Source organism: Micromonospora costi, from assembly GCF_003626655.1.
In the GTDB taxonomy this organism is placed as follows: Bacteria; Actinomycetota; Actinomycetes; order Mycobacteriales; family Micromonosporaceae; genus Micromonospora; species Micromonospora costi.
Window position 1 is genome coordinate 2,135,893 of sequence record NZ_RBAN01000001.1, and the last position, 26,022, is coordinate 2,161,914.

24 protein-coding genes are annotated in these 26,022 nt (G+C 71.2%); all 24 read right to left on the bottom strand.

What is annotated here, in order from left to right:
• Positions 1-138: 138 nt before the first annotated feature.
• The 24 genes from nuoN to paaA all read right to left on the bottom strand — a co-directional run bounded on the left by nuoN (position 139) and on the right by paaA (position 25,991).
• The gene (nuoN, locus tag D7193_RS09735) at positions 139-1,692 is read right to left on the bottom strand and encodes an NADH-quinone oxidoreductase subunit NuoN (protein WP_120778940.1); all 1,554 of its coding nucleotides are present in this window, start codon (positions 1,690-1,692) and stop codon (positions 139-141) included.
• On the bottom strand, positions 1,689-3,221 hold the full coding sequence (locus D7193_RS09740) for an NADH-quinone oxidoreductase subunit M (RefSeq protein WP_120778941.1): 1,533 nt from the start codon (positions 3,219-3,221) through the stop codon (positions 1,689-1,691). Before D7193_RS09740 ends, nuoN begins: the two co-directional genes overlap by 4 nt.
• A 64-nt stretch (positions 3,222-3,285) precedes the next feature.
• On the bottom strand, positions 3,286-5,244 hold the full coding sequence (gene nuoL / locus D7193_RS09745) for an NADH-quinone oxidoreductase subunit L (RefSeq protein ID WP_120778942.1): 1,959 nt from the start codon (positions 5,242-5,244) through the stop codon (positions 3,286-3,288).
• Positions 5,245-5,256: 12 nt separating this feature from the next.
• On the bottom strand, positions 5,257-5,556 hold the full coding sequence (nuoK, locus tag D7193_RS09750; RefSeq protein ID WP_120778943.1) for an NADH-quinone oxidoreductase subunit NuoK: 300 nt from the start codon (positions 5,554-5,556) through the stop codon (positions 5,257-5,259).
• Entirely contained in the window at positions 5,553-6,323 is a 771-nt protein-coding gene (locus D7193_RS09755) for an NADH-quinone oxidoreductase subunit J (RefSeq protein ID WP_120778944.1), read from the bottom strand. Before D7193_RS09755 ends, nuoK begins: the two co-directional genes overlap by 4 nt.
• On the bottom strand, positions 6,320-6,961 hold the full coding sequence (gene nuoI / locus D7193_RS09760; protein WP_120778945.1) for an NADH-quinone oxidoreductase subunit NuoI: 642 nt from the start codon (positions 6,959-6,961) through the stop codon (positions 6,320-6,322). Before nuoI ends, D7193_RS09755 begins: the two co-directional genes overlap by 4 nt.
• 1 nt (position 6,962) lies before the next feature.
• On the bottom strand, positions 6,963-8,309 hold the full coding sequence (nuoH, locus tag D7193_RS09765) for an NADH-quinone oxidoreductase subunit NuoH (protein WP_120778946.1): 1,347 nt from the start codon (positions 8,307-8,309) through the stop codon (positions 6,963-6,965).
• The gene (locus tag D7193_RS09770; RefSeq protein ID WP_120778947.1) at positions 8,306-10,786 is read right to left on the bottom strand and encodes an NADH-quinone oxidoreductase subunit G; all 2,481 of its coding nucleotides are present in this window, start codon (positions 10,784-10,786) and stop codon (positions 8,306-8,308) included. The genes nuoH and D7193_RS09770 overlap by 4 nt, the downstream gene beginning before the upstream one ends.
• Positions 10,786-12,102: an NADH-quinone oxidoreductase subunit NuoF gene (gene nuoF, locus D7193_RS09775; protein ID WP_120778948.1), complete on the bottom strand. Its 1,317-nt coding sequence runs from the start codon at positions 12,100-12,102 to the stop codon at positions 10,786-10,788. The genes D7193_RS09770 and nuoF overlap by 1 nt, the downstream gene beginning before the upstream one ends.
• The gene (gene nuoE, locus D7193_RS09780; protein WP_120778949.1) at positions 12,099-13,277 is read right to left on the bottom strand and encodes an NADH-quinone oxidoreductase subunit NuoE; all 1,179 of its coding nucleotides are present in this window, start codon (positions 13,275-13,277) and stop codon (positions 12,099-12,101) included. The genes nuoF and nuoE overlap by 4 nt, the downstream gene beginning before the upstream one ends.
• A gap of 52 nt (positions 13,278-13,329) precedes the next feature.
• Positions 13,330-14,658: an NADH-quinone oxidoreductase subunit D gene (locus D7193_RS09785; protein WP_120778950.1), complete on the bottom strand. Its 1,329-nt coding sequence runs from the start codon at positions 14,656-14,658 to the stop codon at positions 13,330-13,332.
• On the bottom strand, positions 14,655-15,392 hold the full coding sequence (locus tag D7193_RS09790; protein WP_120778951.1) for an NADH-quinone oxidoreductase subunit C: 738 nt from the start codon (positions 15,390-15,392) through the stop codon (positions 14,655-14,657). The genes D7193_RS09785 and D7193_RS09790 overlap by 4 nt, the downstream gene beginning before the upstream one ends.
• The gene (locus tag D7193_RS09795; RefSeq protein WP_120778952.1) at positions 15,389-16,069 is read right to left on the bottom strand and encodes a NuoB/complex I 20 kDa subunit family protein; all 681 of its coding nucleotides are present in this window, start codon (positions 16,067-16,069) and stop codon (positions 15,389-15,391) included. The genes D7193_RS09790 and D7193_RS09795 overlap by 4 nt, the downstream gene beginning before the upstream one ends.
• Before the next feature lie 14 nt (positions 16,070-16,083).
• A complete protein-coding gene (locus D7193_RS09800) occupies positions 16,084-16,449 on the bottom strand; it encodes an NADH-quinone oxidoreductase subunit A (protein WP_076469129.1) in 366 nt (121 codons plus the stop codon).
• Positions 16,450-16,581: 132 nt separating this feature from the next.
• Positions 16,582-17,859: a geranylgeranyl reductase family protein gene (locus D7193_RS09805; protein ID WP_120779376.1), complete on the bottom strand. Its 1,278-nt coding sequence runs from the start codon at positions 17,857-17,859 to the stop codon at positions 16,582-16,584.
• 139 nt (positions 17,860-17,998) lie between these two features.
• On the bottom strand, positions 17,999-18,223 hold the full coding sequence (locus D7193_RS09810) for a hypothetical protein (protein WP_120778953.1): 225 nt from the start codon (positions 18,221-18,223) through the stop codon (positions 17,999-18,001).
• 137 nt (positions 18,224-18,360) lie between these two features.
• Positions 18,361-19,071, bottom strand: coding sequence for a demethylmenaquinone methyltransferase (locus D7193_RS09815; protein ID WP_120778954.1), 711 nt, complete (start codon positions 19,069-19,071; stop codon positions 18,361-18,363).
• A gap of 99 nt (positions 19,072-19,170) precedes the next feature.
• Positions 19,171-20,433 carry a cell wall anchor protein gene (locus tag D7193_RS09820; RefSeq protein WP_120778955.1) on the bottom strand — a complete coding sequence of 421 codons (1,263 nt, stop codon included), beginning with the start codon at positions 20,431-20,433 and terminating at the stop codon, positions 19,171-19,173.
• A 480-nt stretch (positions 20,434-20,913) separates the two neighbouring features.
• Positions 20,914-22,104, bottom strand: a complete 1,191-nt coding sequence (gene mqnC, locus D7193_RS09825; protein ID WP_120778956.1) for a cyclic dehypoxanthinyl futalosine synthase — start codon at positions 22,102-22,104, stop codon at positions 20,914-20,916.
• Positions 22,105-22,279: 175 nt separating this feature from the next.
• The gene (gene paaE, locus D7193_RS09830; RefSeq protein WP_120778957.1) at positions 22,280-23,389 is read right to left on the bottom strand and encodes a 1,2-phenylacetyl-CoA epoxidase subunit PaaE; all 1,110 of its coding nucleotides are present in this window, start codon (positions 23,387-23,389) and stop codon (positions 22,280-22,282) included.
• Positions 23,386-23,862 carry a 1,2-phenylacetyl-CoA epoxidase subunit PaaD gene (gene paaD / locus D7193_RS09835; RefSeq protein WP_120779377.1) on the bottom strand — a complete coding sequence of 159 codons (477 nt, stop codon included), beginning with the start codon at positions 23,860-23,862 and terminating at the stop codon, positions 23,386-23,388. The genes paaE and paaD overlap by 4 nt, the downstream gene beginning before the upstream one ends.
• Positions 23,863-23,917: 55 nt before the next feature.
• A complete protein-coding gene (paaC, locus tag D7193_RS09840; protein ID WP_120778958.1) occupies positions 23,918-24,643 on the bottom strand; it encodes a 1,2-phenylacetyl-CoA epoxidase subunit PaaC in 726 nt (241 codons plus the stop codon).
• Positions 24,640-24,927: a 1,2-phenylacetyl-CoA epoxidase subunit PaaB gene (gene paaB, locus D7193_RS09845; protein ID WP_120778959.1), complete on the bottom strand. Its 288-nt coding sequence runs from the start codon at positions 24,925-24,927 to the stop codon at positions 24,640-24,642. Before paaB ends, paaC begins: the two co-directional genes overlap by 4 nt.
• Positions 24,924-25,991 (bottom strand): 1,2-phenylacetyl-CoA epoxidase subunit PaaA, encoded by a 1,068-nt coding sequence (paaA, locus tag D7193_RS09850; RefSeq protein ID WP_120778960.1) that lies wholly within the window; start codon positions 25,989-25,991, stop codon positions 24,924-24,926. The genes paaB and paaA overlap by 4 nt, the downstream gene beginning before the upstream one ends.
• Positions 25,992-26,022 lie beyond the last annotated feature (31 nt).

Below are 26,022 nucleotides of genomic sequence, written 5' to 3' on the forward strand. Positions count from 1 at the left end.
CAACCATGCCACACCCGTTCGACCAGTTCCGGGCGGGGGATGCGTGCCGGCCTCCGCCGTCGCGCACCGATCGAGCGGGGCGGATACGCCGGGGGGCCGGCACGCCGTGGCGTACCGGCCCCCGTCGGCCCGGGACCGTCATCTGACGAATTCGGCGGCCCCTGTGGCCAGGTCGAGCAGCGGGGCGGGGGCGATGCCGAGGACCAGCGTGGCCACCACCCCGATCATCAGCGCGGCCGAGGTGAGCGCACCCGGCACCGCCACGGTCGGGGTCGACTCGCCCGGCTCGGAGAGCCACATCATGACGACGACGCGCAGGTACGGGAACGCCAGCACCATGCTGGTCAGCACGCCGGCGACCACCAGCCACGCCCTCCCCTCGGCCAGCGCTGGGCCGAAGACCGCGAACTTGCTGGTGAAGCCGCTGGTCAGCGGGATACCGGCGAAGGCCAGCAGGATGAACGTGAACAGCGCCGCGTAGAACGGCGACCGGCGGCCCAGCCCCGCCCAACGGGACAGGTGGGTGGCCTCCCCGTCGCCGTCGCGGACCAGGGTCACCACGGCGAACGCGGCGAGCACCGAGAAGCCGTACGCCACCAGGTAGAACATCGTGCCGGAGAGGCCGTCCTTGGAGGGGGCGAGCACGCCGACCAACAGGTAACCGGCGTTGGCGATCGACGAGTACGCCAGCAGCCGCTTGATGTCCGTCTGGGTGACCGCCAGCACGGCGCCGACCAGCATGGTCAGCACCGCCACGACACCGAGCACCGGGGTGAAGTCCCAGTTGGCGCTGGCGAACGCCACGTGGAAGACCCGGAGCAGGGCGCCGAACGCGGCGACCTTGGTGCAGGCGGCCATGAAGCCGGTGACCGGCGTCGGGGCGCCCTGGTAGACGTCCGGCGTCCAGACGTGGAACGGCGCCGCGGCGGCCTTGAACAGCAGGCCGATGGCGAGCAGCGCCATCCCGGCGAACAGCAGCACCCGGCTGGCCGGGGACTCGGTCACGGCGGCGTTGATGGTGGCGAAGTCGACGCCGGACGAGCGGCCGGGAACACCGGCGGTGAACCCGTAGATCAGCGCCACGCCGAAGAGGAAGAACGCCGAGGCGTACGCGCCGAGCATGAAGTACTTCAGCGCCGCCTCCTGGCTCAGCAGCCGCCGGCGGCGGGCCAGCGCGCAGAGCAGGTAGAGCGGCAGCGAGAAGACCTCGAGCGCGATGAACATGGTCAGCAGGTCGTTCGCCGCCACGAAGATCAGCATGCCGCCGATCGCGAACGTGGTCAGCGGGTACACCTCGGTGGCCCCGCTGGCGCCCTCGGCCTGCCGCCGGTCGTCGGCCGACTCGGCGGTGACCGCGGCCTGGGCGACGAACGCCCCGCCGCGCTCCAGCGCGCGCTCGCCGATGAGCAGCAGGGCCATCGCGGCGAGCACGAGGATCGCGCCCTGGAGGAAGAGCGTGGGACCGTCCACGGCGATCGCCGTGCCGGCGGTGATCAGCCGGTCGTCGGCGTTGAGCACGACCATGGTGAGCGCGGCGAGCACCGCGAGCAGCGCCAGCGTGAGCTGCGCCAGGTGCCGCGAGCGCCGCGGGACGAACGCCTCGACCAGCACCCCGACCAGCGCGGCGCCCAACATGATCAGGATCGGGGCGACCGCCGCGTAGTCGATCGACGGCAGCTTGAGTTCACTCATTTTGCGGCCTCCTGGACGGTGCCCACCGAGGGAGCGGGGTCGGTCCTGCCGATGTCGTCCATGGTCGCCTGGACGGCGGGGTTGATCACGTCCGTGACCGGCTTCGGGTAGAAGCCGAGCAGCACGATCAGCGCGATCAGTGGCGCGACCACGACCTTCTCGCGCAGGTTGAGGTCACGGCGCATCCCGTCGACCTCGGTGAGCGCCGGGTTGAGCGTGCCCTGGGTGGTGCGCTGCACCATCCACAGCACGTACGCGGCGGCGAGGATGATGCCGACGGTGGCGATCACGGCGACCGGCTTGTTCACCGTGAAGGAGCCGATCAGCACCAGGAACTCCGAGACGAAGGGCGCGGTGCCGGGCAGCGCCAGGGAGGCCAGACCGGCGAAGAAGAGCACGCCGGCCAGCACCGGGAGGAGCTTGCCGGCCCCGCCGAAGTCGGTGATCAGGGCCGAGCCGCGGCGCGCGATGAGCATGCCCACGACCAGGAAGAGCAGACCGGTCGCGAGGCCGTGGTTGACCATGTAGAGCACCGCGCCGGTGCCGGCCTGGGTGGTGAAGGCGAAGATGCCCACGCCGATGAACCCGAAGTGGGCGATCGAGGTGTACGACACCAGCCGCTTGAGGTCGTTCTGCCCGACCGCGAGCAGCGCCGCGTAGATGATGCCGATCAGCCCGAGCGCGAGCGCCCACGGCGCGAACCACTTGGCCGCGTCGGGGAAGAGCGGCAGGCAGTACCGAAGGATGCCGAAGGTGCCGACCTTGTCGAGCACACCGACCAGCAGCGCGGCCGCGCCCGCCGGAGCGGCGCCACCGGCGTCCGGCAGCCAGGTGTGGAACGGGAAGAACGGCGCCTTGATCGCGAAGGCGAGGAAGAAGCCGAGGAACAGCCAGCGCTCGGTGCCGGTGGAGATGTCCACCTGGGAGAGAGCCTGCCAGTCGAAGGTCTTCCCGCCGACCACCCAGAGGCCGATCACCGCGGCGAGCATGAAGAGCCCACCCACCAGCGAGTACAGGAAGAACTTGACGGCCGCGTACTGCCGCTGGTGGCCGCCGTAGCTGCCGATGAGGAAGTACATCGGCACCAGCATGACCTCGAAGAACACGTAGAACAGGAAGACGTCGGCGGCGGCGAAGACGCCGATCATCGTGCATTCGAGGACGAGCAGCAGCGCGAAGTAGACCGGCACGGACCGCTTCGACGACTCGGCGTCGTGCCAGGACGCGAGGATCACCAGCGGCACGAGCACCGCGATGAGCATCAGCATGACCAGCGCGATGCCGTCGGCCGCGAACGTGAAGTGGACGCCCCAGTTCGGGATCCACGGGTACGACTCCCGGAACTGGAAGCGGTCACCGCCGACCTTGAAGGTGATCCACATCAGCACCGAGAGCACCAGCACGAGCAGCGACCAGACGAACGCCACCTGCTTGGCCAGCTCCGGCCGGTGGCGCGGCAGGAGGGCCACCACCAGGGCGCCCACCAGCGGCGCCACGGTGAGCACCGAGAGGAACGGGAAGTTGGACATTATGCGGCCTTACCTCCGTCGTCACTGCGTGGTCCGCCGGCGGGGGCGGCCGGGAAGAGGTCGATCACGCCAGCCACCCCGCCTGTACGGCCAGGAACGCCGCCACCACGAGCAGCGCGCCGGTCAGGATCGAGGTCGCGTACGACCGGACGAAGCCGGTCTGCAGCCGCCGGAGCCGGCCCGAGCCCCCGCCCACCGCGGCGGCCAGGCCGTTGACCAGCCCGTCGACGCCCCGGTTGTCGAGGAACACCAGCGCCCGGGTGAGGAAGATGCCCGGCTTCTCGAAGACCGTCTCGTTGAAGGCGTCCGTGTAGAGGTTGCGGCGGGCGGCGGTGACCAGCACCCCGGCCGGCTGCGGCGCGGTGGCCGTGCCGTTGCGGAACAGGAACCAGGCCAACCCGGCGCCGAGCACGGTGACCACCAGCGACAGGGTGGTGATGACGCCGTGCGACAGGACCGCCTCGTGTCCTTCCTCCTGACCGCCCAGGCCGGCGGTGGCCTCCAGCCAGTCCGGCACGGAGGTGGAGAGCAGGAAGCCCGCCCCGACCGAGCCGATGGCCAGCAGGATCAGCGGGATGGTCATGAGGGCCGGCGACTCGTGCGGGTGCTCGATGTCCTCGGTCCAGCGCTTCGGCCCGTGGAAGGTGAGCACGAAGAGGCGGGTCATGTAGAACGCGGTCAGCCCGGCGCCGACCAGCGCGGCCCCGCCGAACAGCCAGGCCGTCCAGTCCTCCCGCTCGAACGCGGCCACGATGATCGGCTCCTTGGAGAAGAAGCCGGAGAACGGGAACATGCCGATGATGGCGAGCCAGCCCATCATGAACGTGATCCAGGTGACCTTCATGTACTTCGACAGCCCGCCGAAGCGACGGATGTCGACCTGGTCGTGCATCCCGTGCATCACGGAGCCGGCGCCGAGGAACATGTTGGCCTTGAAGAAGCCGTGCGCCAGCAGGTGCACGATGGCCAGCGCGTACGCGGCGCCGCCCAGGCCCACGCCGAGGAACATGTAGCCGATCTGGCTGACCGTCGACCAGGCCAGCACCCGCTTGATGTCGTCCTTGGCCGCGCCGATGATGCAGCCGATCAGCAGGGTGAGCGCACCGACGCTGACCACCACGAGCTGGAGCGTCGTGTTGGCCGAGAAGATCGGGTTCGACCGGGCGATCAGGTAGACGCCGGCCGTGACCATGGTGGCCGCGTGGATGAGGGCCGAGACCGGGGTCGGGCCCTCCATGGCGTCCGGCAGCCACGCCTGGAGCGGGAACTGACCGGACTTGCCGGTCGCGCCGAGCAGCAGGAGCAGGCCGAGCACCAGCACGGTGCCGCCGGCCAGCCCGCCGACGCCGGAGAAGACCTCGTCGTACTGGGTGGTGCCGAGCGTGGCGAACATGATGAAGATCGCGATGGCGAGGCCGGCGTCGCCGACCCGGTTCATCAGGAACGCCTTCTTGCCGGCGGTGGCGGCGCTCGGCCGCTCGTACCAGAACGAGATCAGCAGGTACGACGCCAGACCGACGCCCTCCCAGCCGACGTAGAGCATCACGTAGTTGTTGCCGAGCACCAGCAGCAGCATGGCGGCGACGAACAGGTTGAAGTAGCCGAAGAACCGCCGGCGACCCGCGTCGTGCGCCATGTACTCGACCGCGTAGAGGTGGATCAGGAAGCCCACCCCGGTGATCAGCAGGACGAAGACGGCGGCCAGCGGGTCGAAGAGCAGCCCGAAGTCCACCCGCAGCCCGCCGACCGAGATGAAGTCCCAGAGGCTCAGCTCGACGGACTTGTTCTCCAGACCGCGTAGCTGGAAGAACGAGGCGAGGCCGAGCACGAACGACACGCCGATCGCGGCCACCCCGAGCCAGTGCCCCCAGCGGTCGGCCCGCCGGCCGAGCAGCAGCAGGATCGCCGCGCTGACCAGCGGGATCGCCACCAGCAGCCAGACGCTGCTGAGCAGACCGTCCGCCGCCGCGTAGGTGACGGCCCCCGCCGGCTCCGCCGGGGCGTTCGTCAGAATCTCTCCCACCGCAGGCCCCTCTTAGTACTTGAGCAGGTTGGCGTCGTCGACGCTCGCCGAGCGCCGGGTCCGGAAGATCGCCATGATGATCGCGAGCCCGACCACGACCTCGGCCGCGGCCACCACCATCACGAAGAACGCCATGATCTGGCCGTTGAGGTCACCGTTGATCCGGCTGAAGGTGACCAGCGCCAGGTTGGCCGCGTTGAGCATCAGCTCGACGCACATGAACAGCACGATCGCGTTGCGGCGGACGAGCACGCCCGAGGCGCCGATGGTGAACAGCACCGCCGCGAGGACCAGGTAGTACTCAGGAGTCACTTGTCCGTACCCTTCGGCGAGACCTCCTGCGCGGTCAGTTCCCGGACCGGCAGGATGTCGGGCGTGCTCCGCTCGGTGAGCCGGCCGTCCGGCAGCCGGGCGGGCGTGGCCACCGAACTGGAGGTGGCGAAGACACCCGGGCCGGGCTTCGGACCCGGGTAGTTGCCCGGCGCGAAGCGGGCGTTCATGGTGGCGATCTGGTCCATCTTGTCCTGCTTGCGGCGCTCGATGTGCGCCAGCACCATCGCGCCGACCGCCGCCGTGATGAGCAGCGCGGACGTCAGCTCGAAGGCGAAGACGTACTTGGTGAACAGCAGCCGGGCGATGCCCTGGACGTTCCCCTCGGCGTTGGCCTGGTCCAGGCCGACCGCCGTGACGCCCTTCAGCGCGCGGTAGATGCCGGTGCCCACCAGGCCGGCGAAGCCGAGGCCGAGCAGGATCGCGGCGGCCCGCTGGCCGCGCAGCGTCTCGATGAGCGAGTCGGACGCGTCCCGCCCGACCAGCATCAGCACGAACAGGAAGAGCATCATGATCGCGCCGGTGTAGACGATGATCTGCACCATGCCGATGAACGGCCCGGCCTGGAGCACGTAGAACACGCCCAGGCAGAGCATCGTGAGCACCAGCCAGAGCGCCGAGTGGACGGCGTTGCGGGCGGCCACCATCCCGATCGCGCCGATCAGCGCGAGCGGGGCGAGGATCCAGAAGGTGACCTGTTCGCCGCCGGACACCCCGCCCGCCGCGGCGAGCACGGTCTGCGTGGTCATGCCGGCTCTCCCTTGCCTGCTGCGGCGCGCTGGGCGTGCTGCTCGGCGCCCGGGAAGGTCACACCGGGGTGCTCCTCCACCTGGTACCGGCCCGGGCTGTTGGCCGCGTGCTCCGCGCCGGCCGAGGTGCCCGGGTTGGTCAGCCCGCCGACGTAGTAGTCCTTCTCGCTGTCGCCCAGCCGCATCGGGTGCGGCGGCTGCTCCATGCCCGGCAGCAGCGGCGCGAGCAGCTGCTCCTTCGTGAAGATCAGGTCCTGCCGGTTGTCCCGGGCCAGCTCGTACTCGTTGCTCATGGTCAGCGAGCGCGTCGGGCAGGCCTCGATGCAGAGCCCGCAGAAAATGCAGCGGGCGTAGTTGATCTGGTAGATGCTGGCGTACCGCTCACCCGGGGAGAAGCGGTTCTCCTCGGTGTTGTCGCCACCCTCCACGTAGATCGCGTCCGCCGGGCAGGCCCAGGCGCACAGCTCACACCCGATGCACTTCTCGAGCCCGTCCGGGTGCCGGTTGAGGATGTGCCGCCCGTGGTAGCGCGGCGCCGAGACCGGCGGCTTGAACGGGTAGTCGGTGGTGACGACCTTCCTGAACATGTGCGAGAAGGTGACCCCGAAGCCCTTGAACGTTCCGGTGATCGCGCCCACGTCACACCTCCCTGGACTCGGGGCCGGCGGCGATGTTGGCCGGCTCCCGCTCGGCGACCACGCGCCTGGTGCGCGGGCTCGGTGGAACCTGAAGGTCCATCGGCGGCAGCGGGAAGCTGCCGTGCGGACGGTTGTTGACCCGCTCCTGGAGGCTGGGCTGCGGCTGCGGCTTGCGGCTCGGCCAGAAGAGCGTGGCGAGCAGCAGGACGCCAGCGCCGATCGCGGTCCAGAGCAGGCGGGACCGGGTGTCGAAGTGGTCGATCGAGCGCAGGCCGCTCAGCACCAGGATCCAGACCAGGTTGATCGGCAGCAGCACCTTCCAGCCGAGCCGCATGAACTGGTCGTAGCGCAGCCGGGGCAGCGTGCCGCGCAGCCACACGAAGACGAAGACCAGCGTGATCACCTTGCCGAAGAACCAGAGCAGCGGCCACCAACCGGAGTTGGCGCCCTCCCAGAGGGTGATCGGCCAGGGCGCCCGCCAGCCGCCGAGGAACAGCGTGGTGGTGACCGCCGACATGGTCACCATCGACACGTACTCGGAGAGCATGAAGAGCGCGAACTTCAGCGAGCTGTACTCGGTCATGAAGCCCGCCACCAGCTCGGACTCCGCCTCGGGCAGGTCGAACGGCGCCCGGTTGGTCTCACCGACGGTGGCGATGAAGAAGATGATGAAGCTCGGCAGCAGCAGGATGGCGTACCAGCCCGGTGCCGGGATGTCCGTGCCGAACACGGTGAGCTGGGTGGCGTCGCCCTGCGCGGCCACGATCCCGCTGGTGCTCATCGTGCCCGCGGTCATGAAGACCGCCACGATGCTCAGCCCCATCGCGACCTCGTACGAGATCATCTGGGCGCTGGAGCGCAGGCCGCCCAGCAGCGGGTAGGTGGACCCGGACGCCCAGCCGCCGAGCACGATGCCGTAGATGCCCATCGACGAGCAGGCCAGCAGCACCAGCACCGCCACCGACACGTCGGTGACCTGCAACGGCGTCCAGTGGCCGAAGATGCTCACCATCGGCCCGAACGGCACCACCGACAGCGCGGTGACCGCACAGATCACCGAGATGGTCGGGGCGAAGAAGTAGACCACCTTGTCCGCGGTCCGCGGGAGGATGTCCTCCTTGAAGGCCATCTTCAGGCCGTCCGCGAGGGTCTGCAGCAGACCCAGCGGGCCGACCTGGTTGGGGCCGGGCCGCACCGCCATGCGGGCCACGACCCGGCGCTCGAACCAGACGCCGAGCAGCGTGGCGAGCACCGCGAGGACGAAGGCGAACAGCACCTTGCCGACGACCAGCCACCACGGATCCTTGCCGAAGTCGGCCAGCGTCGGGTCCTGGGCCAGGTAGATCACTGGACACCCCCAGTGTTGAGGAGCGGGCCCGGGCGGCCGGCGGCGTCGGCGGCCACCGGGGCGGCCGAGATCCGCACCACCGTGCCGGAGCTCGCGCCGAGGCTGCGCCGGATGGTCGAGCCGGGCGAGTTGGTCGGCAGCCAGACGACGCCATCCGGCATCTCGGTGATGGCCGCCGGCAGGGTGATCCCGCCGCGGTCGGTGCCGACGGTGACCGGGTCGCCGTCCGCGACGCCCAGCGCCTCGGCCGTGCCCTTGCCCAGCCGGACCACCGGCGTGCGGGCGGTGCCGGCCAGGTGCTCGTCGCCCTCGGTGAGGCGGCCCAGGTCGATCAGCTGGTGCCAGGTCGCGAGCACCGCCTCGCCGGCGCCCGGCTGCGGGACCGCGGTCGGCTCCACCATGGGGGCGCCGGGCCGGGTGGTCCGGGTGGGCGGCAGGCCGCCCAGCTCGCGGCGGACGCTGAGCACGTCGCCGGTGCCGAGCCGCACGTCGAGCTGCGCGGCGAGGGCGTCCAGCACGCGACCGTCGGTCATCGCGCCGGTGTTCAGCACCGCCTCGAAGGTGCGCAGCCGGCCCTCCCAGTCCAGGAAGCTGCCGGCCTTCTCGTCCACCGGGGCGACCGGGAAGACCACGTTCGCCCGGCGGGTCACCGCGCTGGCACGCAGCTCGATGCTCACCAGGAACGGCACCGTGTCGAGGGCCTTCTCGGCCAGTCGCGGGTCGGCCAGGTCGGCCGGGTCGACACCGGCCACGACCAGGGCGCCGAGCTGGCCGGCGGCGGCCGCCGCCACGATGCCGTCGGTGTCGCGGCCGGTCTGGCTCGGGATCACCCCGGCCGGGATGTCCCACGCCTCGCCCAGCTCCGCGCGGGCGGCCGGCTCGTTGACGAGGCGGCCACCGGGCAGCAGGTTCGGCAGGCAGCCGGCGTCGACCGCGCCGCGGTCACCCGCGCGCCGCGGCACCCAGGCGAGCTTCGCGCCCGTACGCCGTGCGACGTCCGCGGCGGCGGAGAGGCCGCCCGGCACCTCGGCCAGACGCTCGCCGACGATCAGGATGGCGCCCTCGGCGCTCAGCGCCTCGGCGACCGTGGCGTGCTCGGCGAGCACGCTGGCCTCCTCGCCCGGCACCACCCGGGCGAGCTTCGCGCCGAGCTTCTCCAGGCCGCGGGTGGCGAACGGGGCGATCGCGTACACCGTGAGGCTCTTCTTCAGGTACGCCTTGCGCAGCCGCAGGAAGAGGATCGGGCACTCCTCCTCCGGCTCCAGCCCGACCAGCACCACCGCGGGCGCCTTCTCGACGTCCGCGTACGTGACGTCGGTGATCCCGGCTACCGAGCTGGCCAGGAAGTCGGACTCCTCGCGGGAGACCGGCCGGGCCCGGAAGTCGATGTCGTTGGTGTTGAGCGCCACCCGCGCGAACTTCGCGTACGCGTAGGCGTCCTCGACGGTCAGCCGCCCGCCGGTGAGGACCGCGGCGCCCTGCCCGTTGTCCCGCGCGGCGCGCAGCCCCTCGGCGGCCACGGTGAGCGCCTCGCTCCAGGACGCCTCCCGCAGCTCGCCCGTACGCTCGTCGCGGACCAGCGGAGTGGTGAGCCGGTCGGTGGCGCGGGTGTACTGGAAGCCCCAGCGACCCTTGTCGCAGTTCCACTCCTCGTTCACCGCGGGCTCGTCGCCGGCCAGCCGGCGCAGCACCTTGCCCCGCCGCCAGTCGGTGCGCTGGGCGCAGCCCGCCGAGCAGTGCTCGCAGACGCTCGGGCTGGAGACCAGGTCGAACGGGCGGGCCCGGAACCGGTACTGGGCGCCGGTCAGCGCACCCACCGGGCAGATCTGCACGGTGTTGCCGGAGAAGTAGGAGTTGAACGGCACGTCACCGGCGTCGCCCTCCTCGCCGTACGCGTCGTCCCGGTAGATGTTGATCTCCTCGGCGGACGACCGGTTCATCAGGTCGATGAACTTGTCGCCGGCGATCTCCTCGGAGAACCGGGTGCACCGCTGGCAGAGCACGCAGCGCTCCCGGTCGAGCAGCACCTGGCTGCTGATCGGAAGCGGCTTCGGGTACTCCCGCTTGTGCTCGTGGAACCGGGAGTCGGTGCGCCCGGTGGACATGGCCTGGTTCTGCAGCGGGCACTCGCCGCCCTTGTCGCACATCGGGCAGTCGAGCGGGTGGTTGAGCAGCAGCAGCTCCATGACCCCCTCCTGCGCCTTCTTGGCGACCGGGGAGGAGAGCTGGGTGCGCACCACCATGCCGTCGGCGACGGCCTGGGTGCAGGAGGCGACCGGCTTGCGCTGCCCCTCCACCTCGACCAGACACTGCCGGCAGGCGCCGGCCGGGGCCAGCAGCGGGTGGTCGCAGAACCGGGGGATCTCGATGCCCATCTGCTCGGCGACCCGGATCAGCAGCGCCCCCTTCGGGGCGGTGACCTCGACGCCGTCGATGGTGAGCGTGACGGTTTCCGGGGCCTTGACGACGTCGGTCATTAATGGGCTCCCACCAACTGCTTGTCGGACAGCTTCGGCGCGGTGCGCCCCTCGATGTAGTCGAGGTAGTCCTGCTTGAAGTACTGCAGGGACGAGGTCACCGGGCTGGTCGCGCCGTCTCCCAGACCGCAGAACGACCGGCCCAGGATGTTGTCGCAGGTGTCGAGCAAGGTGTCCAGGTCCTCGTAGGTGCCCTGGCCGGAGAGGATCCGCTGGTACACCCGGACCATCCAGTAGTTGCCCTCCCGGCACGGGGTGCACTTGCCGCACGACTCGTGGTGGTAGAACTCCAGCCACCGGTAGGTCGCGTAGACCGGGCAGTCCTGGTCGGAGAAGATCTGGGTCGCCGTCGTGCCGAGGATCGAACCCGCCGCGGCCACCGACTCGAAGTCCAGCGGCACGTCCAGGTGCTCGGCGGTGAGCAGCGGCGTCGACGAGCCGCCCGGCGTCCAGAACTTCAGGTTGTGCCCGGGCTGCATCCCGCCGGCCAGTTCGAGCAGCTCCCGCAGCGTGATGCCCATCGAGCACTCGTACTGGCCGGGGTTGGCGATCCGGCCGGAGAGCGAGTAGATCATCGGCCCGGACGACTTCTCCGTGCCCATCGTCTTCCACCAGGCGGCGCCGCCCAGCACGATGTACGGCACGCTCGCGATGGTGCCGACGTTGTTGACCACCGTCGGGCTCGCGTACAGGCCGTGGGTCGCCGGGAACGGCGGGCGGAGGCGGGGCTGACCCCGGAAGCCCTCCAGCGAGTCGAGCAGCGCCGTCTCCTCGCCGCAGATGTACGCCCCGGCGCCCGAGTGCACCACCAGCTCCAGGTCGAAGCCGGAGCCGAGGATGTTGCGGCCGAGGTAGCCCTTGGCGTACGCCTCCTGCACCGCGTTGCGCAGCCGGCGGGCCGCGTGCACGGCCTCACCGCGGATGTAGATGTACGCCCGGTTGGCGCGGATCGCGTACGAGGCGATGATGACGCCCTCGACCAGCGAGTGCGGGTCGTGCGTCATCAGCGGCAGGTCCTTGCAGGTGCCCGGCTCGCCCTCGTCGGCGTTCACCACGAGGTAGTGCGGCTTGCCGTCGCCCTGCGGGATGAAGCCCCACTTGAGACCGGTGGGGAAGCCCGCCCCGCCGCGACCGCGCAGCCCGGAGTCCTTGACCAGCTGGATCAGGTCGTCCGGGTGGGCCTTGAGCGCCTTGCGCAGCGCCGCGTAGCCGTCCAGCTTCTCGTAGGTGCCGATCCGCCAGGCGTCCGGCGACAGCCAGCGCTTGGTGAGCACCGGCGTGAGCTTGGCCAGGGTCTCCGGCCGAGGAGTGGTCACTTCTGGACCCCCGTTTCGTTCGCGCCCGTCGAGCCCGCGCCACTGGCGCCCGCCCCGGCCTCCGCTTGCTTGAGGTTGCGCTCCTGCGCCCCGGCCTCGTCGCCGGCGGGCTTGCCGTCACCGGCCGGCGGGTTGGCGGCCGCACCGGCGGCCTCCGCCTCCTGCGCGTCCCGGGGCGCCGGCGGCACCGCGTCCGACGGCACCTTCGTCCCGGGGGCGTCCGGCACGGCGGTCGCCGCGTCCGGCTGCCGGGTCTCGGCGGTACGCACCTGCGGCGACTTGTCGTCGGGTGCCTTCACGTCCGGCGCGGTGCTGCCGGTGGCCTGCTCCGGCCGGGCCGGCTCGGTCCCGGGCGGCGTGCCCGTCGGGGCGGACGCCCCGTCGCCGCCCTTCACCGGGGCCGTCGGGGCCTGCTTCGCGGCGGCCTCGGCCTTCGCCTTCTCGGCCGCCTCCGCCCTGGCCTTCGCCTCGGCGGCGGCCTTGTCGGCGTCCGCCTTGCTGCGGATCGGGGTGTTCGGGTCGAAGCCCGGCACCGAGATGTTGTGCTGCTGCGCGAGGAGCAGGCCGCGGAGGCTCGCCTCGCCCGGCCCGCCGTCGGCGACCGCTCCCTCACGTTCGTCGGCGAAGCCGGCGAGCTGGACGGCCATCTCCTTGAGCGTGCAGAGCCGGGCGCCCCGGGTCGGCATCGGCCGGCCACCCGCGCGCAGCTCGTCCACCACGCCGACCGCGGTCTGCGGGTCGACCTTGTCGAAGAAGTCGTAGTTGACCGTCATGACCGGGCCGTAGTCGCAGGCGGCCAGGCACTCGGCGTGTTCGAGGGTGATCGTCCCGTCGGCGGTGGTCTCGTCGTGCCCCACGCCGAGGTGCTCGACGAGGGTGTCGTAGACCTCCTGGCCGCCGAGCACGTTGCACATCGTGTTGGTGCAGACGCTGACCAGGAAGTCACCGGTCGGCTTGCGCTTGTACATGGTGTAGAACGTGGCGACCGCGCCCACCTGGGCCTTGTTCAACCCCAGCACCTCGGCGCAGAACTCCACGCCGGCCGGGGAGACGTAGCCCTCCTCGGCCTGCACCAGGTGCAGCAGCGGCAGCAGCGCCGAGCGGGACCGGTCAGCCGGGTAGCGGGCGACGATCTCCCGCGCCCGGGCCCGGGTCTCTTCGGTAAAGACGTTCATCAGAGCCGCCCTCCGTTCGCGACTGCGGGGCTCGCAAGCTCACTCCTCGCGCTCACCGGTCACAACCTCCCATTACCGGGTCCAGCGAGGCGCCACCGGCGATCACGTCGGCGATCAGGCCGCCCTCGGCCATCGCCGGGAGGGCCTGGAGGTTAATGAAGCTCGGCTCCCGGTAGTGCACCCGGTACGGGCGGGTGCCACCGTCGGAGACCGCGTGCACGCCCAGCTCGCCGCGGGGCGACTCGATGCCGACGTACACCTGGCCCGGCGGGACCCGGAAGCCCTCGGTGACCAGCTTGAAGTGGTGGATCAGCGACTCCATCGACTGACCCATGATCTTGGCCACGTGCTCGAGCGAGTTGCCCATACCGTCGACGCCGATGGCCAGCTGGGCCGGCCAGGCGATCTTCCGGTCGGCGACCATCACCGGGCCGGGCTTGGCCAGGCGGTCCACCGCCTGCTCGACGAGCTTCAGCGACTCGCGGATCTCGGCGAGCCGGACCAGGTAGCGGCCCCACACGTCGCCGTCGGTGTGCGTCGGGACGTCGAACTCGTACGTCTCGTAGCCGCAGTACGGCATGGTCTTGCGCAGGTCCCAGGCGAGGCCGGCGGACCGCAGTACCGGGCCGGTCACGCCGAGCGCCAGGCAGCCGGTGACGTCGAGCACGGCGACCTTCTTGGTCCGCTCGATCCAGATCGGCTGGCCGGACAGGAGGTCCTCGTACTCCTTGAGCCGCTTCGGCATCAGCTTGAGGAACTCGCGGATCTTGATGATCGCGTCGTCCGGCACGTCCTGCGCCACGCCGCCGGGACGGACGTACGCGTGGTTCATCCGCAGGCCGGTGACCAGCTCGAAGATCTCGAGGATGTACTCCCGCTCGCGGAAGCCGTACAGCATCATGTTGATCGCGCCGAGTTCCATGCCCGTGGTGGCGAGCCACACCAGGTGCGAGGAGATCCGGTTGAGCTCCATCATGAGCACCCGGATGGTGGTGGCCCGCTCGGTCACGTCGTCGGAGATGCCGAGCAGCTTCTCCACGGCGAGCGAGTACGCGGTCTCGTTGAACAGCGGCGAGAGGTAGTCCATCCGGGTCACGAACGTGCTGCCCTGGACCCAGTTGCGGTACTCGAGGTTCTTCTCGATGCCGGTGTGCAGGTAGCCGATGACCGAGCGGGCCTCGCGGACCGTCTCGCCCTCCAGCTCCAGGATCAGCCGCAGCACGCCGTGGGTGGACGGGTGCTGGGGACCCATGTTCACGACGATCCGCTCGTCGTTGATCGGGTCGGTGCCGGAGACGACCGTGTCCCAGTCGCCACCCGTGACGGTGAAGACCTTGCCCTCGGTGGTCTCGCGCTCGGTCGCGTAGTTGGACGTGGTCACTGGTAGGACCTCCTACGGTCCGGCGGGGGAATTTCCGCACCCTTGTACTCGACGGGAACGCCGCCGAGCGGGTAGTCCTTGCGCTGCGGGTGCCCCTCCCAGTCGTCCGGCATGAGGATCCGGGTCAGGTTGGGGTGGCCGTCGAAGACGATGCCGAACATGTCGTACGCCTCGCGCTCCTGCCAGTCGGCCGTCGGGTAGACCGCCGTGACGCTGGGCAGGTGGGGGTTCTCGGCGGGGACCGCGGTCTCCAGCCGGACCCGGCGGCGGTACGTCATCGAGGTGAGCTGGTAGACGACGTGCAGCCGGCGCTCGTCCGCGCCGAGGTAGTCCACCCCGGACACCGACGAGCAGAGCTCGAAGCGCAGCGCCAGGTCGTCGCGCATCACCTGGCAGACCTCGGCGATCCGCTCCGGGCGTACGTGCAGCGTCAGCTCGCCGCGGTCGACCACGACCTTCTCGATGGCGTCGGCGAAGCCCGGGTACGCCTCTTCGAGCGCGTCGTGGACCTCGTCGAAGTAGCCACCGAACGGCCGCGCCGCCGACTCCACGGACCGGCGCGGGCGGACCAGGCCGCCGTAGCCGGAGACGTCACCCGAGCCCTGGTTGCCGAACATGCCGCGACCGGCGGGGCTCGACGGCGGGTGCTCGGCGGGCGCCCCGCTGCTGGCCCCGGCCGGGGTCACGGGGACCGGCACGCCGCCGTCGTTCGGCTTGTCGTGAGGTGCGGTCACTTCTTCATGCCCCCGTACTGCTGAAGATGGTTCTGGGCCTTCATCCAGTTCTCGATCCGCAGCTGCTCCTCGCGACCCTCGCGGACGGCCTTCGTCCACTCGGCACGGCGGGCCTTGTCACTGCGGTACGACGACGGCATCGAGCCGTAGGGGACGACCGGGACGTCGCCGCGCTCCTTGCGCGCCTCGAGCATCTTGCGGCCGTTCGGGCCGAGCGGCTCGTGCATGATCTTCTCGCGGAGCTTGAGGATCGCGTCGATGAGCATCTCCGGCCGGGGCGGGCAGCCGGGCAGGTACATGTCGACCGGCACCACGTGGTCGACACCCTGCACGATCGCGTAGTTGTTGAACATCCCGCCGCTGCTCGCGCAGACGCCCATCGACAGCACCCAGCGGGGCTCGGCCATCTGGTCGTAGATCTGGCGCAGCACCGGCGCCATCTTCTGGCTGACCCGGCCGGCCACGATCATCAGATCCGCCTGCCGGGGCGAGGCGCGGAAGACCTCCATGCCCCAGCGGCCCATGTCGTAGTGCGGGCCACCGGCCGCCATCATCTCGATGGCGCAGCAGGCCAGGCCGAAGGTCGCCCCCCAGAAGGACGACTTCCGAGACCAGTTGACCAGCTTCTCCACCGAGGTGAGCAGGACGCCGGCGGGGAGCTTCTCCTCGATGCCCATCTGACGTTCCTTCCTCAGTCCCAGTCCAGGCCGCCGCGCCGCCACACGTAGGCGTACGCGACGAAGACCGCGACGATGAACAGGACCATCTCCACGAAGCCGAAGATCGGCAGGGCGTCGAACGAGACCGCCCAGGGGTACAGGAAGATGATCTCGATGTCGAAGACGATGAAGAGCATCGCCGTCAGGTAGAACTTGATCGGGAACCGCCCGCCGCCGACCGGCTGGGGGCTGGGCTCGATGCCGCACTCGTACGCCTCGAGTTTGGCCTTGTTGTAACGCCGGGGACCGGCGAAGCGGGCGGCGGCCACGGAGAACAGCGCGAACGCCGCGGCGAGGGCGAACAGCCCGATGATGGGTGCGTAAGGCGAGAGCGACATCTTCTTCTCCTGCTCGTCCTTCCCTGCCCTCGTGCTTGACGAAAATCACACTATTCACGTCCCCCGCGGTGGCTGCCGCCGGGGGCGGGTCTGTCGGTGGCCCGTTCCCGTCGCCGGTCACGAACCCCCTGCTCACACGGCTGGCGCCACCTTCGTCATCGCGTTGATGACCCGGTCCATCGCGTCTCCACCGCGCGGATCGGTCAGGTTGGCCAGCAGCTTGAGCACGAAGCGCATCAGCGTCGGGTGCGGCATGCCGTGCTTGGTCGCCATCCGCATCACCTCCGGACGGCCGATCAGCTTCACGAAGATGCCGCCGAGCCGGTAGTAGCCGCCGAAGCGCGCCTTCAGCTCGGCCGGGTAGGCGTGCAGCGCCCGCTCGCGGTCGGCGCCGGCCGGCCGGGCCAGCGCCTGCACGGCGATCTCGGCGGCCAGTTCGCCGGACTCCATGGCGTACGCGATGCCCTCGCCGTTGAACGGGTTCACCATCCCGCCGGAGTCGCCGACCAGCAGCACGCCCCGGGTGTAGTGCGGGACCCGGTTGAAGCCCATCGGCAGCGCGGCGCCGAGGATCGGGCCGTCCGCGTTCGCCTCGTCGGTCATCCCCCAGTCCGCCGGCGTGTTGGCGAGCCAGTCGGTGAGCAGCCGCCGGTAGTTGGTCTTCCCGAACGCGGACGACGAGTTGAGGACGCCGAGGCCGACGTTCACCCGGCCGTCGCCGAGCCCGAAGATCCAGCCGTAGCCGGGCAGCAGGTTGTCGCCGCCCTCCTTGCTGCGCAGCTCGAGCCACGACTCCAGGTAGTCGTCGTCGTGCTTGGCCGGCGAGCGGTAGTAGCGCCGCACGGCCACGCCGATCGGCCGGTCCTCCCGCTTGGCGAGGCCGAGCGCGAGCGGGAACCGGCCGGAGACGCCGTCGGCCGCCACGACCAGCGGGGCGTGGAAGGTCCCCAGGGCCTTCTCCTCGCCGACCTCGGCCTGCACGCCGGTCACCCGGCCGTCGTCGTCGAGCACCGGCCCGGTGACGTTCACGCCGGTGCGCAGCACGGCGCCGGCGGCCACGGCCCGCTCGGCGAGCAGCTGGTCGAAGTCCAGGCGGGTGCGGACGAGCCCGTAGTTGGGGAAGCTCGCGAGGTCGGGCCAGTCCAGTTCGAGCCGGACGCCACCACCGATGACGCGCAGCCCCCGGTTGTGCAGCCAGCCCGCCTCGGGCGAGGTGTCGACGCCCATCCGGATGAGCTGGCGTACGGCCCGCGGGGTCAACCCGTCGCCGCAGACCTTCTCCCGCGGGAACTCGGTCTTCTCCAGCAGCAGCACCCGCGCCCCGTGGCGGGCGAGGTGGTACGCGGTCGCCGAGCCACCGGGACCGGCGCCCACGACGATCACGTCGGCGTCGTGCTCCACCGCGGTCATCCGCGCCTCCTCCCGCATGCTCGTGAAATGCTTCACAAGCCAGACGCTGGGAGTCTATGACCGACGTCTCAACCCCGCCCGACCAGGGGTACCTAAGTTGCGTCTGTGACGGCTGGGGCGCTGTTCGGGGCGTCGGGTGTCAGGCGTGGCTGGGTGCGTCCAGGCCGGCGTCGACGCGGATCGTCTCGGGCAGATGCTCGCGCAACGCACCGCCGGCTGCCCGGTCCAGGGCGGCGAGCACCTCGGCCACCACCTGACGGACGTCGGCCGGATCGGCACCGGCCAGCTCCCGCAGCTGCGCGATGAGTTCGGCCGCGTCGTCGTCGGTGGCGTCCACCCGGTCCGCCGGCTCTGGTCCCGTCATGGGGGCGAGCCTACGGCGCAAAGTGGACGAAAGTCGGAAATTCACGAAATAGGGTTGACCGGCACCGGACCGTCACAGGTGACCGAATCCGGCGCGTCGGGAGGCGGCCGGTGTCGGCGGTCCGGTGTGGATCTGGTCTAGTCGCGGACCGCCCGGTGCAGCGCGACCACGCCACCGGTGAGGTTGCGCCAGGCGACGCTCCGCCAGCCGGTCGCGCCGATCCGCCCGGCGAGCGCCCGCTGGTCCGGCCAGGCCCGGATCGACTCGGCGAGGTAGACGTACGCCTCGGGATTGCTGGAGACCGCGCGGGCCACGGCCGGCAGGGACCGCATGAGGTACGACAGGTAGACCGTGCGGAAGGCCGGGTTGACCGGGGTGCTGAACTCGCAGACGACGAGCCGGCCGCCGGGCCGGGTGACCCGGGCCAGTTCCCGCAGGGCGGCGTCGGTGTCGGTGACGTTCCGCAGTGCGAACGAGATCGTGACCGCGTCGAAGCTCGCGTCGGCGAAGGGCAGTCGCAGCGCGTCCCCCGCCAGCAGCGGCACGCTGGGACGGGTGCTCTTGCCGGCGTACAGCATGCCGAGCGACAGGTCGGCGCCGACCGCGTACGCCCCCGACTGGGCCAGTTCCTCGGTGGAGACCCCGGTGCCGGCGCCCACGTCGAGCACCCGCTCGCCCGGCCGCAGCCCGAGCGCCGCCCGGGTGGCCCGCCGCCAGGAGCGGTCCTGCCCGAAGGAGAGGACCGTGTTCGTCAGGTCGTAGCGCGCCGCAACGCCATCGAACATCGCGGCGACCTCGTGCGGCTGCTTGTCCAGGCTGGCGCGCTGGCCCTGCGGGGTGCGACTCACCCCTCCACTCTGCCAGCCGGCCGGCTCTGGTCCGGCGGTGGGTCCGCGTACGGCGGGGGCGGGGCGGCCCGGCCGCCCCGCCCCCGCCACGCGTCGGCGTCAGTCGGTCGACGTCTCGTCGGCCGGCGCCACCAGCACGACCCGGCGCCGCCGCGAGATCAGCAGCAGGACGCCGCCGGCCAGCAGGACGGCCGCACCGATCCCGCCGATCAGGCCGACCTGCACGCCGGTCACCGGAAGGCCACCGTCGCCGTCGCCCGCGCCGCCACCGCCGGTGCCCGGCGTGGCCGTGGCGGTCGGCGTGGCCGTGGCGGTCGGCGTCGGGGTCGCGGTCGGTTCGCCGGTCGGCGTGACCGTCGGCGTCGGGGTGGGCGTCGGCTGGGCCGACAGGTCCACGAAGACGTCGAACTGGGCGGTGTTGTCGACCGGGTCGGTCTCGGTGAACGTCCTGCGCTGGGTGCCGCTGGCGATCTGCGGAGCCTCCTCCGCCGGTCCCGCGGCGCCGTCGAGCCCGCCCGCCCAGAGGATCCCGGGGCGGAGCACCGGCTCGGTGACGTCCGCGCCGACCGTCACCCGCACGTCGTCGGTGTAGTACTGCCCCTTCGGCAGCACGGCGCCGGAGTCCTCGCAGTACGCCTGCGCGAGACCGTCCACGAGCTCCGGGTCGGCGAGGACGCAGGTCTCCGGCAGGTGGGCGAACGTCACGCCGCGCGGCAGGGTGATGCCGTACGCGATCCCGGTCGCCTTGCGGCTGCCGTCGTTGTAGATCGCCCAGTCGACCGGCACCGTCTCGCCGCGCGGGACGGGCTTCAGGTCCGGCTCGTCGACGACCGCGCCGTTGACCACCACGTTGGCCTGCACGTCCTGCACCCACGTCGTCAGGTCGTAACCGGGCTTCGCGACGATGACCCGGTGGTCGACCGAGTCGCCCGTGGCGTTGGCGGCGGTGATCGTCACCGTCATGGTGCCGGCCTCGCCGCGCTTCCCGGTCGAGAAGACCGGGATGCCGAAGTCCTCGGTCGTGCCCGCGGCGAGATCGCCGAGGACGCAGGTGAAGGACTTCTTCTTCACCTCGCAGCCGTCCGGCGCCACGACACCGACCCGCTTGCGGTCGAGCTCGGACGTGTTCACCGTGACGGTCACGTCCCTGGCGTCGACGCCGCTGGTGTTGGCGACCTGGAACTTGAACGGCTTGGCCGTGGCCTGCTTGACGCCCTTGGCCACCTCGTAGCTCAACGGGATGAGCTGCAGCGTCGCCCGGTCCTCCGCGTGAGCGGGAGCGGCGACCGTGCCCAGGCCCGCCGTCGCGAGTAGAGCCACGGCGCCGAAGCGGGCCAGGGTGGAGCGGTGGAACGGTTTCATCGGTCCCCCGGGGTAGGGAAGGAAGAATGCGTTCATGGACCGGGCGGACGTTAGCGGAGGTCGATGGCCGACGCCAGTAGTGGGCTGCGGATGTCGTCCCTTCGTACCGGCCCGGACAGACAGTGCGGGCGGGATGGCATGACCATCCCGCCCGCACCGCCCTGCGTTATGTGAACGGCCCTCACGGGCCGATGGAGGACGTCTCAGGCCGTCGGCCGCTCGTCCGAGGGAACCACGACCACCACCCGGCGCCGGCGCGCGACCAGCACCATCACACCACCGCGAGCAGCACCGCGATACTGATTCCGCCGCTGAGGCCGGCCTGGGGGCCGGTGTACGAGGCGGCACGTTATCCGCCGCGGACCATCTCCGCCATCCCGTACGTAGACGTTTTCGGCGCACACTCGGTCCGCCGGCCGGCCAGGGCCGCCGGGCGTACGCCTGGGACCCGCCCGGCCGGACGGGCGACCCGGGCCTGCGTCAGCTCGCCTCGACCAGCGGCAGCGAACGGCCCGCACCGCCGCCCGGCATCGCGATCGACGAGAAGTGCGACACGACCCGCTCGTCGGTCGGGTCGTCCGCCGGCGTCCAGTGCACCGCGAGCCGGTGGTAGAGGGTGTCCCGCTGGGCCGGGATCCGGCCGGCCGTACGGATCATGCCGATCAGCTCGTGCAGGTTGGACCGGTGCCGCGCGCCCGCGGAGGAGATGACGTTCTCCTCCAGCATGATGGAGCCGAGGTCGTCCACGCCCATGTGCAGCGCGAGCTGGCCCACGTCCTTGCCGGTCGTCAGCCAGGACGCCTGCAGGTGCGGGACGGTCTCGAAGAAGAGCCGGGCCACCGCGATCAGGCGCAGGTACTCCATCGTGGTCGCCTGCGTACGCCCCTTGAGGTGGTTGTTCTCGGGCTGGTACGTCCACGGGATGAAGGCCCGGAACCCGCCGGTGCGGTCCTGCACGTCGCGGATCATCCGCAGGTGCTCGATGCGCTCGGCGTTGGTCTCGCCGGTGCCCATCATCATGGTGGCGGTCGACTCGAGGCCCTGCCGGTGCGCCAGCTCCATGACCTCCAGCCACCGCTCGCCGGACTCCTTGAGCGGGGCGATGGCCTTGCGCGGCCGCTCGGGCAGCATCTCGGCGCCCGCCCCGGCGATCGAGTCCAGGCCGGCCGCCTTGATCCGGGCGATGGCCTCGTCCAGGCTCACGCCCGAGACCTTAGCCATGTGCAGGATCTCGCTCGGGCCGATGGAGTGGATGGCGAGCTGCGGGTACGCCTTCTTGACGGAGGAGAACAACTCCTCGTAGTACTCCACCCCGTAGTCCGGGTGGTGCCCACCCTGGAGCATCACCTGGGTGGCGCCCAGCTCGACCGCCTCACCGCAGCGGCGCAGGATCTCCTCGGTCGGGTGCGTCCAGCCCTCGCGGTGCTTCGGAGCGCGGTAGAAGGCGCAGAACTTGCACGCCGTCACGCAGACGTTGGTGTAGTTGATGTTGCGGTCGATCAGGTACGTGACGATGTTGTCGGGGTAGCGCCGGCGTCGTACCGCGTCGGCCGCCTCACCGAGGGGGTGGAACGGGGCGTCGGTGTAGAGGAGCAGGGCCTCCTCGGGCGTGATCCGCCCGCCGTCCGCACCGCGCTGCAGAATGTCGTCGATCTCCCGGCTCACCGTCACGCCTCCGAGCCTACGTCCCCGGGCGGCCCGCCCGGACCGGGTGCCCCGCGCCGTGTCACGCATCCCACGCCCCTCTCCCCCGCGATCTTGCACTTTCTGCCCCTCTTTTGTCCCGAACTGCACCAAAGGCCGGGGCACAAACTGCAAGATCGCGGGGAGAAGGGGGGCGGGGCGGTTACGCGTCGTAGTCCACTGTCAGGGTGTCGGTCGTGGGGCTGGACTGGCAGGTCAGGACGTAGCCGGCCGCGATCTCGTCGGGCTCCAGCGCGTAGTTGCGGGCCATCGTGACCTCGCCGTCCACCACCTTCGCCTTGCAGGTCGAGCAGACCCCGCCCTTGCAGGCGTACGGCAGCTCACCCCGGACCTTCAGCGCGGCGTCCAGCACCCGCTCGTCCCGGCGCATCGTGAAGCTCGACGACCGCCCGTCGAGCACGATGGTCACCTCGGCCCCGGCCCCGGAGTCCTCGGCCGCGCGGCGCGGCGGCTCGGGTGGCGCGTCGACGTGGAACAGCTCGGTGTGCACCGCGCCCTCCGGGACGCCGCGCCCGTCGAGCACCCCGCGGACGTCCAGCACCATGCCGTACGGGCCACAGAGGAACCACTCCTCGATGTGCTCCCCCGGCACGATCGTCTCCAGCAACCGGGTCAGCCGGTCGGCGTCGATCCGCCCCGAGAGCAGCGGCGACTCGCCCTGCTCCCGTGAGAGGACGTGCACGAGGTGCAGCCGGGTGGGGTACCGGTCCTTCAGGTCGGCCAGCTCCTCGGCGAACATCACCGTGTTCGCGCGGCGGTTGCCGTACACCAGGGTGAACGTGCTGGCCGGCTCGACGGCGAGTGCGGTCGCGACCAGCGCGAGCACCGGCGTGATGCCGGAACCCGCGACCACCGCACCGTAGTGGCGGGCCCGGGCCGGGTCGAACGCCGTGGTGAAGTGCCCCAGCGGCGGCAGCACCTCGACGGTGTCGCCGTCGCGCAGGGCGCCGCAGGCGAAGGCGGAGAACGCGCCGCCGGGCACCTCCCGCACGCCGATCCGCAACCGGCCGTGCCGGGCCAGTTCGTCCGGCGTGGAGCAGATGGAGTACGACCGGCGGACGTCCGTGCCGTCGTCGGCGACGCGCCGGACGGTGAGGTGCTGCCCGGCACGGAACGCGAACGTCTCCCGCAGATCCTCGGGCACGGCGAACGTGATGGCCACCGCGTCGTCGGTGAGCCGGTCCACGCGGGCGACCGGCAGGGGGTGGAAGACCGGCCGGCGACGGACCGGCCGCTTGATGGTGACTGTCACAGCGCCTTCAGGTGGTCGAAGGGTTCGGAGCAGGAGCGGCACCGCCAGAGCGCCTTGCACGCGGTGGAACCGAAGCGGCTGAGCTGCTCCGTCTCCGGCGAGCCGCACCGCGGGCAGCGCACCGCGAGGGTCAACGCGACGACGCCCGGCGCACCTACGGGCGACGGCGGGGCGATGCCGGCGGCCGCGAGCTTCGCCCGCCCGGACTCGGAGATCCAGTCGGTGCTCCAGGCCGGGTGGTGGACCGTGCGGATCTCCGCCTCCGGGTGGCCGGCCGCGGCCAGGGCCCGCCGGATGTCGGCACGGATCACGTCCATCGCCGGGCAGCCCGTGTACGTGGGGGTGATGGTGACCACCACCCGGCCGCTGGCCGGGTCCTCGTCGACCGCCCGCAGGATGCCCAGCTCGTCGATGGTGAGCACCCGGATCTCCGGGTCCACCACCGCCGCCACAGCCGTCCTCGGGTCCGTCACCACGCCACCCTTCCGTTCGCGACTGCCGGGCTCCGCTTCGCTGCGCTCCTCGCGCTCACCACGCCGCTCCGGGGTGGGCGCGGTGCAGCACCTGCATCTCGGCCAGCAGGTACGACAGGTGCTCGGTGTGCACGCCGTCCCGCCCACCGGCCGGCGCCCAGGACGTCTCCGGCGGGGTGAGCGTGGCCTCGGCGAGCACGTCCGCCACGGTCGCGTCGAACTCCGGCCGCAGCGTGGCCGGGTCGATGGGGGCGGCCGGGTCGGGCGCGAAGAGTTCGGCCACGTACGGCCAGACCTGGTCGACCGCCGCCTGCATCCGGCGGTGCGACTCCTCGGTGCCGTCGCCGAGCCGCTTCACCCAGAGCGAGCTGTGGTCCAGGTGGTACGCCGACTCCTTGCGTGCCTTCGCGCCGATGGCGGCCAGCCGCTCGTCGGCGCAACCGGCCAGCGCGGTGTAGAGCGGCAGTTGGTACGCGGACAGGACGAGCAGCTTCGCCATGGTCACCGCGAAGTCGCCGTTGGGCAGCTCGACCAGGAGGCAGTTGCGGAACTCCCGGTCACCGCGCAGGTACGCGAGCGCGTCCTCGTCCCGGCCGGCGCCCTCCAGCTCGCCCGCGTACGTGAGCAGCAGCCGGGCCGCGCCGAGCTGGTCGAGGGCGATGTTGGCCAGGGCCACGTCCTCCTCCATCTCCGGCGCGCGGGTCGTCCACTCGGCCAGCCGCTGCGCCGCGATGAGCGCGTCGTCGCCCAGCCGGAGCGCGAACTCGAAGGGGCCGTTCACAGGTGCGCCACCCCGTCCGGCACCTCGTAGAAGGTGGGATGGCGGTAGACCTTGTCGGCCGCCGGGTCGAAGAAGGCGTCCTTCTCGTCGGGGCTGGACGCGGTGATCGCGCCGGCCGGCACCACCCAGATCGAGACGCCCTCCTGCCGGCGGGTGTAGAGGTCGCGGGCGTTGCGCAGGGCCAGCTCGGCGTCGGGGGCGTGCAGGCTCCCGACGTGGGTGTGCGACAACCCGCGCCGGGCCCGCACGAAGACCTCCCACAGAGGGCTGTGTTCCTGGCTCATGCCGCGACCGTCTCCTTCTTCTCCGCCCGCTTGGCGGCGTACGCCGCGGCGGCCTCGCGTACCCAGGCGCCGTCGGCGTGGGCCCGGCGCCGGTGCTCCATCCGCTGCCGGTTGCACGGCCCGTCGCCGGAGATCACCCGCATCAGCTCGTCGTAGTCGGGCTGGGTGTAGTCGTACGCCTGCCGCTCCTCGTTCCAGCGCAGGCCCTCGTCGGGGATCGTGAGGCCCAGGACCTCGGCCTGCTGCACGCACATGTCGACGAAGCGCTGGCGCAGCTCGTCGTTCGAGAAGCGCTTGATCTTCCAGGCCATGGACTGGGCCGAGTGCGTCGACTCGCCGTCCGGCGGGCCGAACATCGCGAGCGACGGGTACCACCAGCGGTCGACCGCGTCCTGCGCCATCGCCTTCTGCTCCGGGGTGCCGTGCGACAGCGTGTGCAGGATCTCGTAGCCCTGCCGCTGGTGGAACGACTCCTCCTTGCAGACGCGGATCATGGCCCGCGCGTACGGCCCGTACGAGCACCGGCACAGCGGCACCTGGTTGACGATCGCGGCGCCGTCCACCAACCAGCCGATGGCGCCGACGTCGGCCCAGGTGAGCGTCGGGTAGTTGAAGATCGAGCTGTACTTCTGCCGGCCGCTGAGCAGCAGGTCGACGAGCTCGTCCCGACTCACCCCGAGGGTCTCGGCCGCGGCGTAGAGGTAGAGGCCGTGGCCGGCCTCGTCCTGGACCTTCGCGAGCAGGATCGCCTTGCGCTTGAGCGAGGGCGCCCGGCTGATCCAGTTGCCCTCCGGCTGCATGCCGATGATCTCGGAGTGGGCGTGCTGGGCGATCTGCCGGATCAGCGTCTTGCGGTACGCCTCCGGCATCCAGTCGCGGGGCTCGATCTTCTGGTCCGCCTCGACGACCCCGGCGAAATACGCCGCCAGGTCGTCGTCCGGCGCGGGGCCGCCGCGGCGCTGTCGGGCCGCCGCCTCCCGCAGTGCGGCTTCCGCCGCCTCGACCTCGCCGAGCAGGCCGCCGCCGGGTGCCTCCTCCGGGGCGCCGAAGTCGTTGCCATACATGGGGTCAAGTGTTACAGCTTGCTCCCCAAGA

What these genes read in the sequence shown, in the direction of transcription:
- nuoE (WP_120778949.1), bottom strand. Translation starts at nt 13,277, where the DNA reads ATGAACGTCTTTACCGAAGAGACCCGGGCCCGGGCGCGGGAGATCGTC.
- paaB (WP_120778959.1), bottom strand. Translation starts at nt 24,927, where the DNA reads ATGAGCCAGGAACACAGCCCTCTGTGGGAGGTCTTCGTGCGGGCCCGG.
- D7193_RS09795 (WP_120778952.1), bottom strand. Translation starts at nt 16,069, where the DNA reads ATGGGCATCGAGGAGAAGCTCCCCGCCGGCGTCCTGCTCACCTCGGTG.
- D7193_RS09800 (WP_076469129.1), bottom strand. Translation starts at nt 16,449, where the DNA reads ATGTCGCTCTCGCCTTACGCACCCATCATCGGGCTGTTCGCCCTCGCC.
- D7193_RS09805 (WP_120779376.1), bottom strand. Translation starts at nt 17,859, where the DNA reads ATGACCGCGGTGGAGCACGACGCCGACGTGATCGTCGTGGGCGCCGGT.
- D7193_RS09755 (WP_120778944.1), bottom strand. Translation starts at nt 6,323, where the DNA reads ATGACCACGCAGACCGTGCTCGCCGCGGCGGGCGGGGTGTCCGGCGGC.
- D7193_RS09770 (WP_120778947.1), bottom strand. Translation starts at nt 10,786, where the DNA reads ATGACCGACGTCGTCAAGGCCCCGGAAACCGTCACGCTCACCATCGAC.
- D7193_RS09820 (WP_120778955.1), bottom strand. Translation starts at nt 20,433, where the DNA reads ATGAAACCGTTCCACCGCTCCACCCTGGCCCGCTTCGGCGCCGTGGCT.
- nuoN (WP_120778940.1), bottom strand. Translation starts at nt 1,692, where the DNA reads ATGAGTGAACTCAAGCTGCCGTCGATCGACTACGCGGCGGTCGCCCCG.
- D7193_RS09810 (WP_120778953.1), bottom strand. Translation starts at nt 18,223, where the DNA reads ATGACGGGACCAGAGCCGGCGGACCGGGTGGACGCCACCGACGACGAC.
- paaA (WP_120778960.1), bottom strand. Translation starts at nt 25,991, where the DNA reads ATGTATGGCAACGACTTCGGCGCCCCGGAGGAGGCACCCGGCGGCGGC.
- D7193_RS09740 (WP_120778941.1), bottom strand. Translation starts at nt 3,221, where the DNA reads ATGTCCAACTTCCCGTTCCTCTCGGTGCTCACCGTGGCGCCGCTGGTG.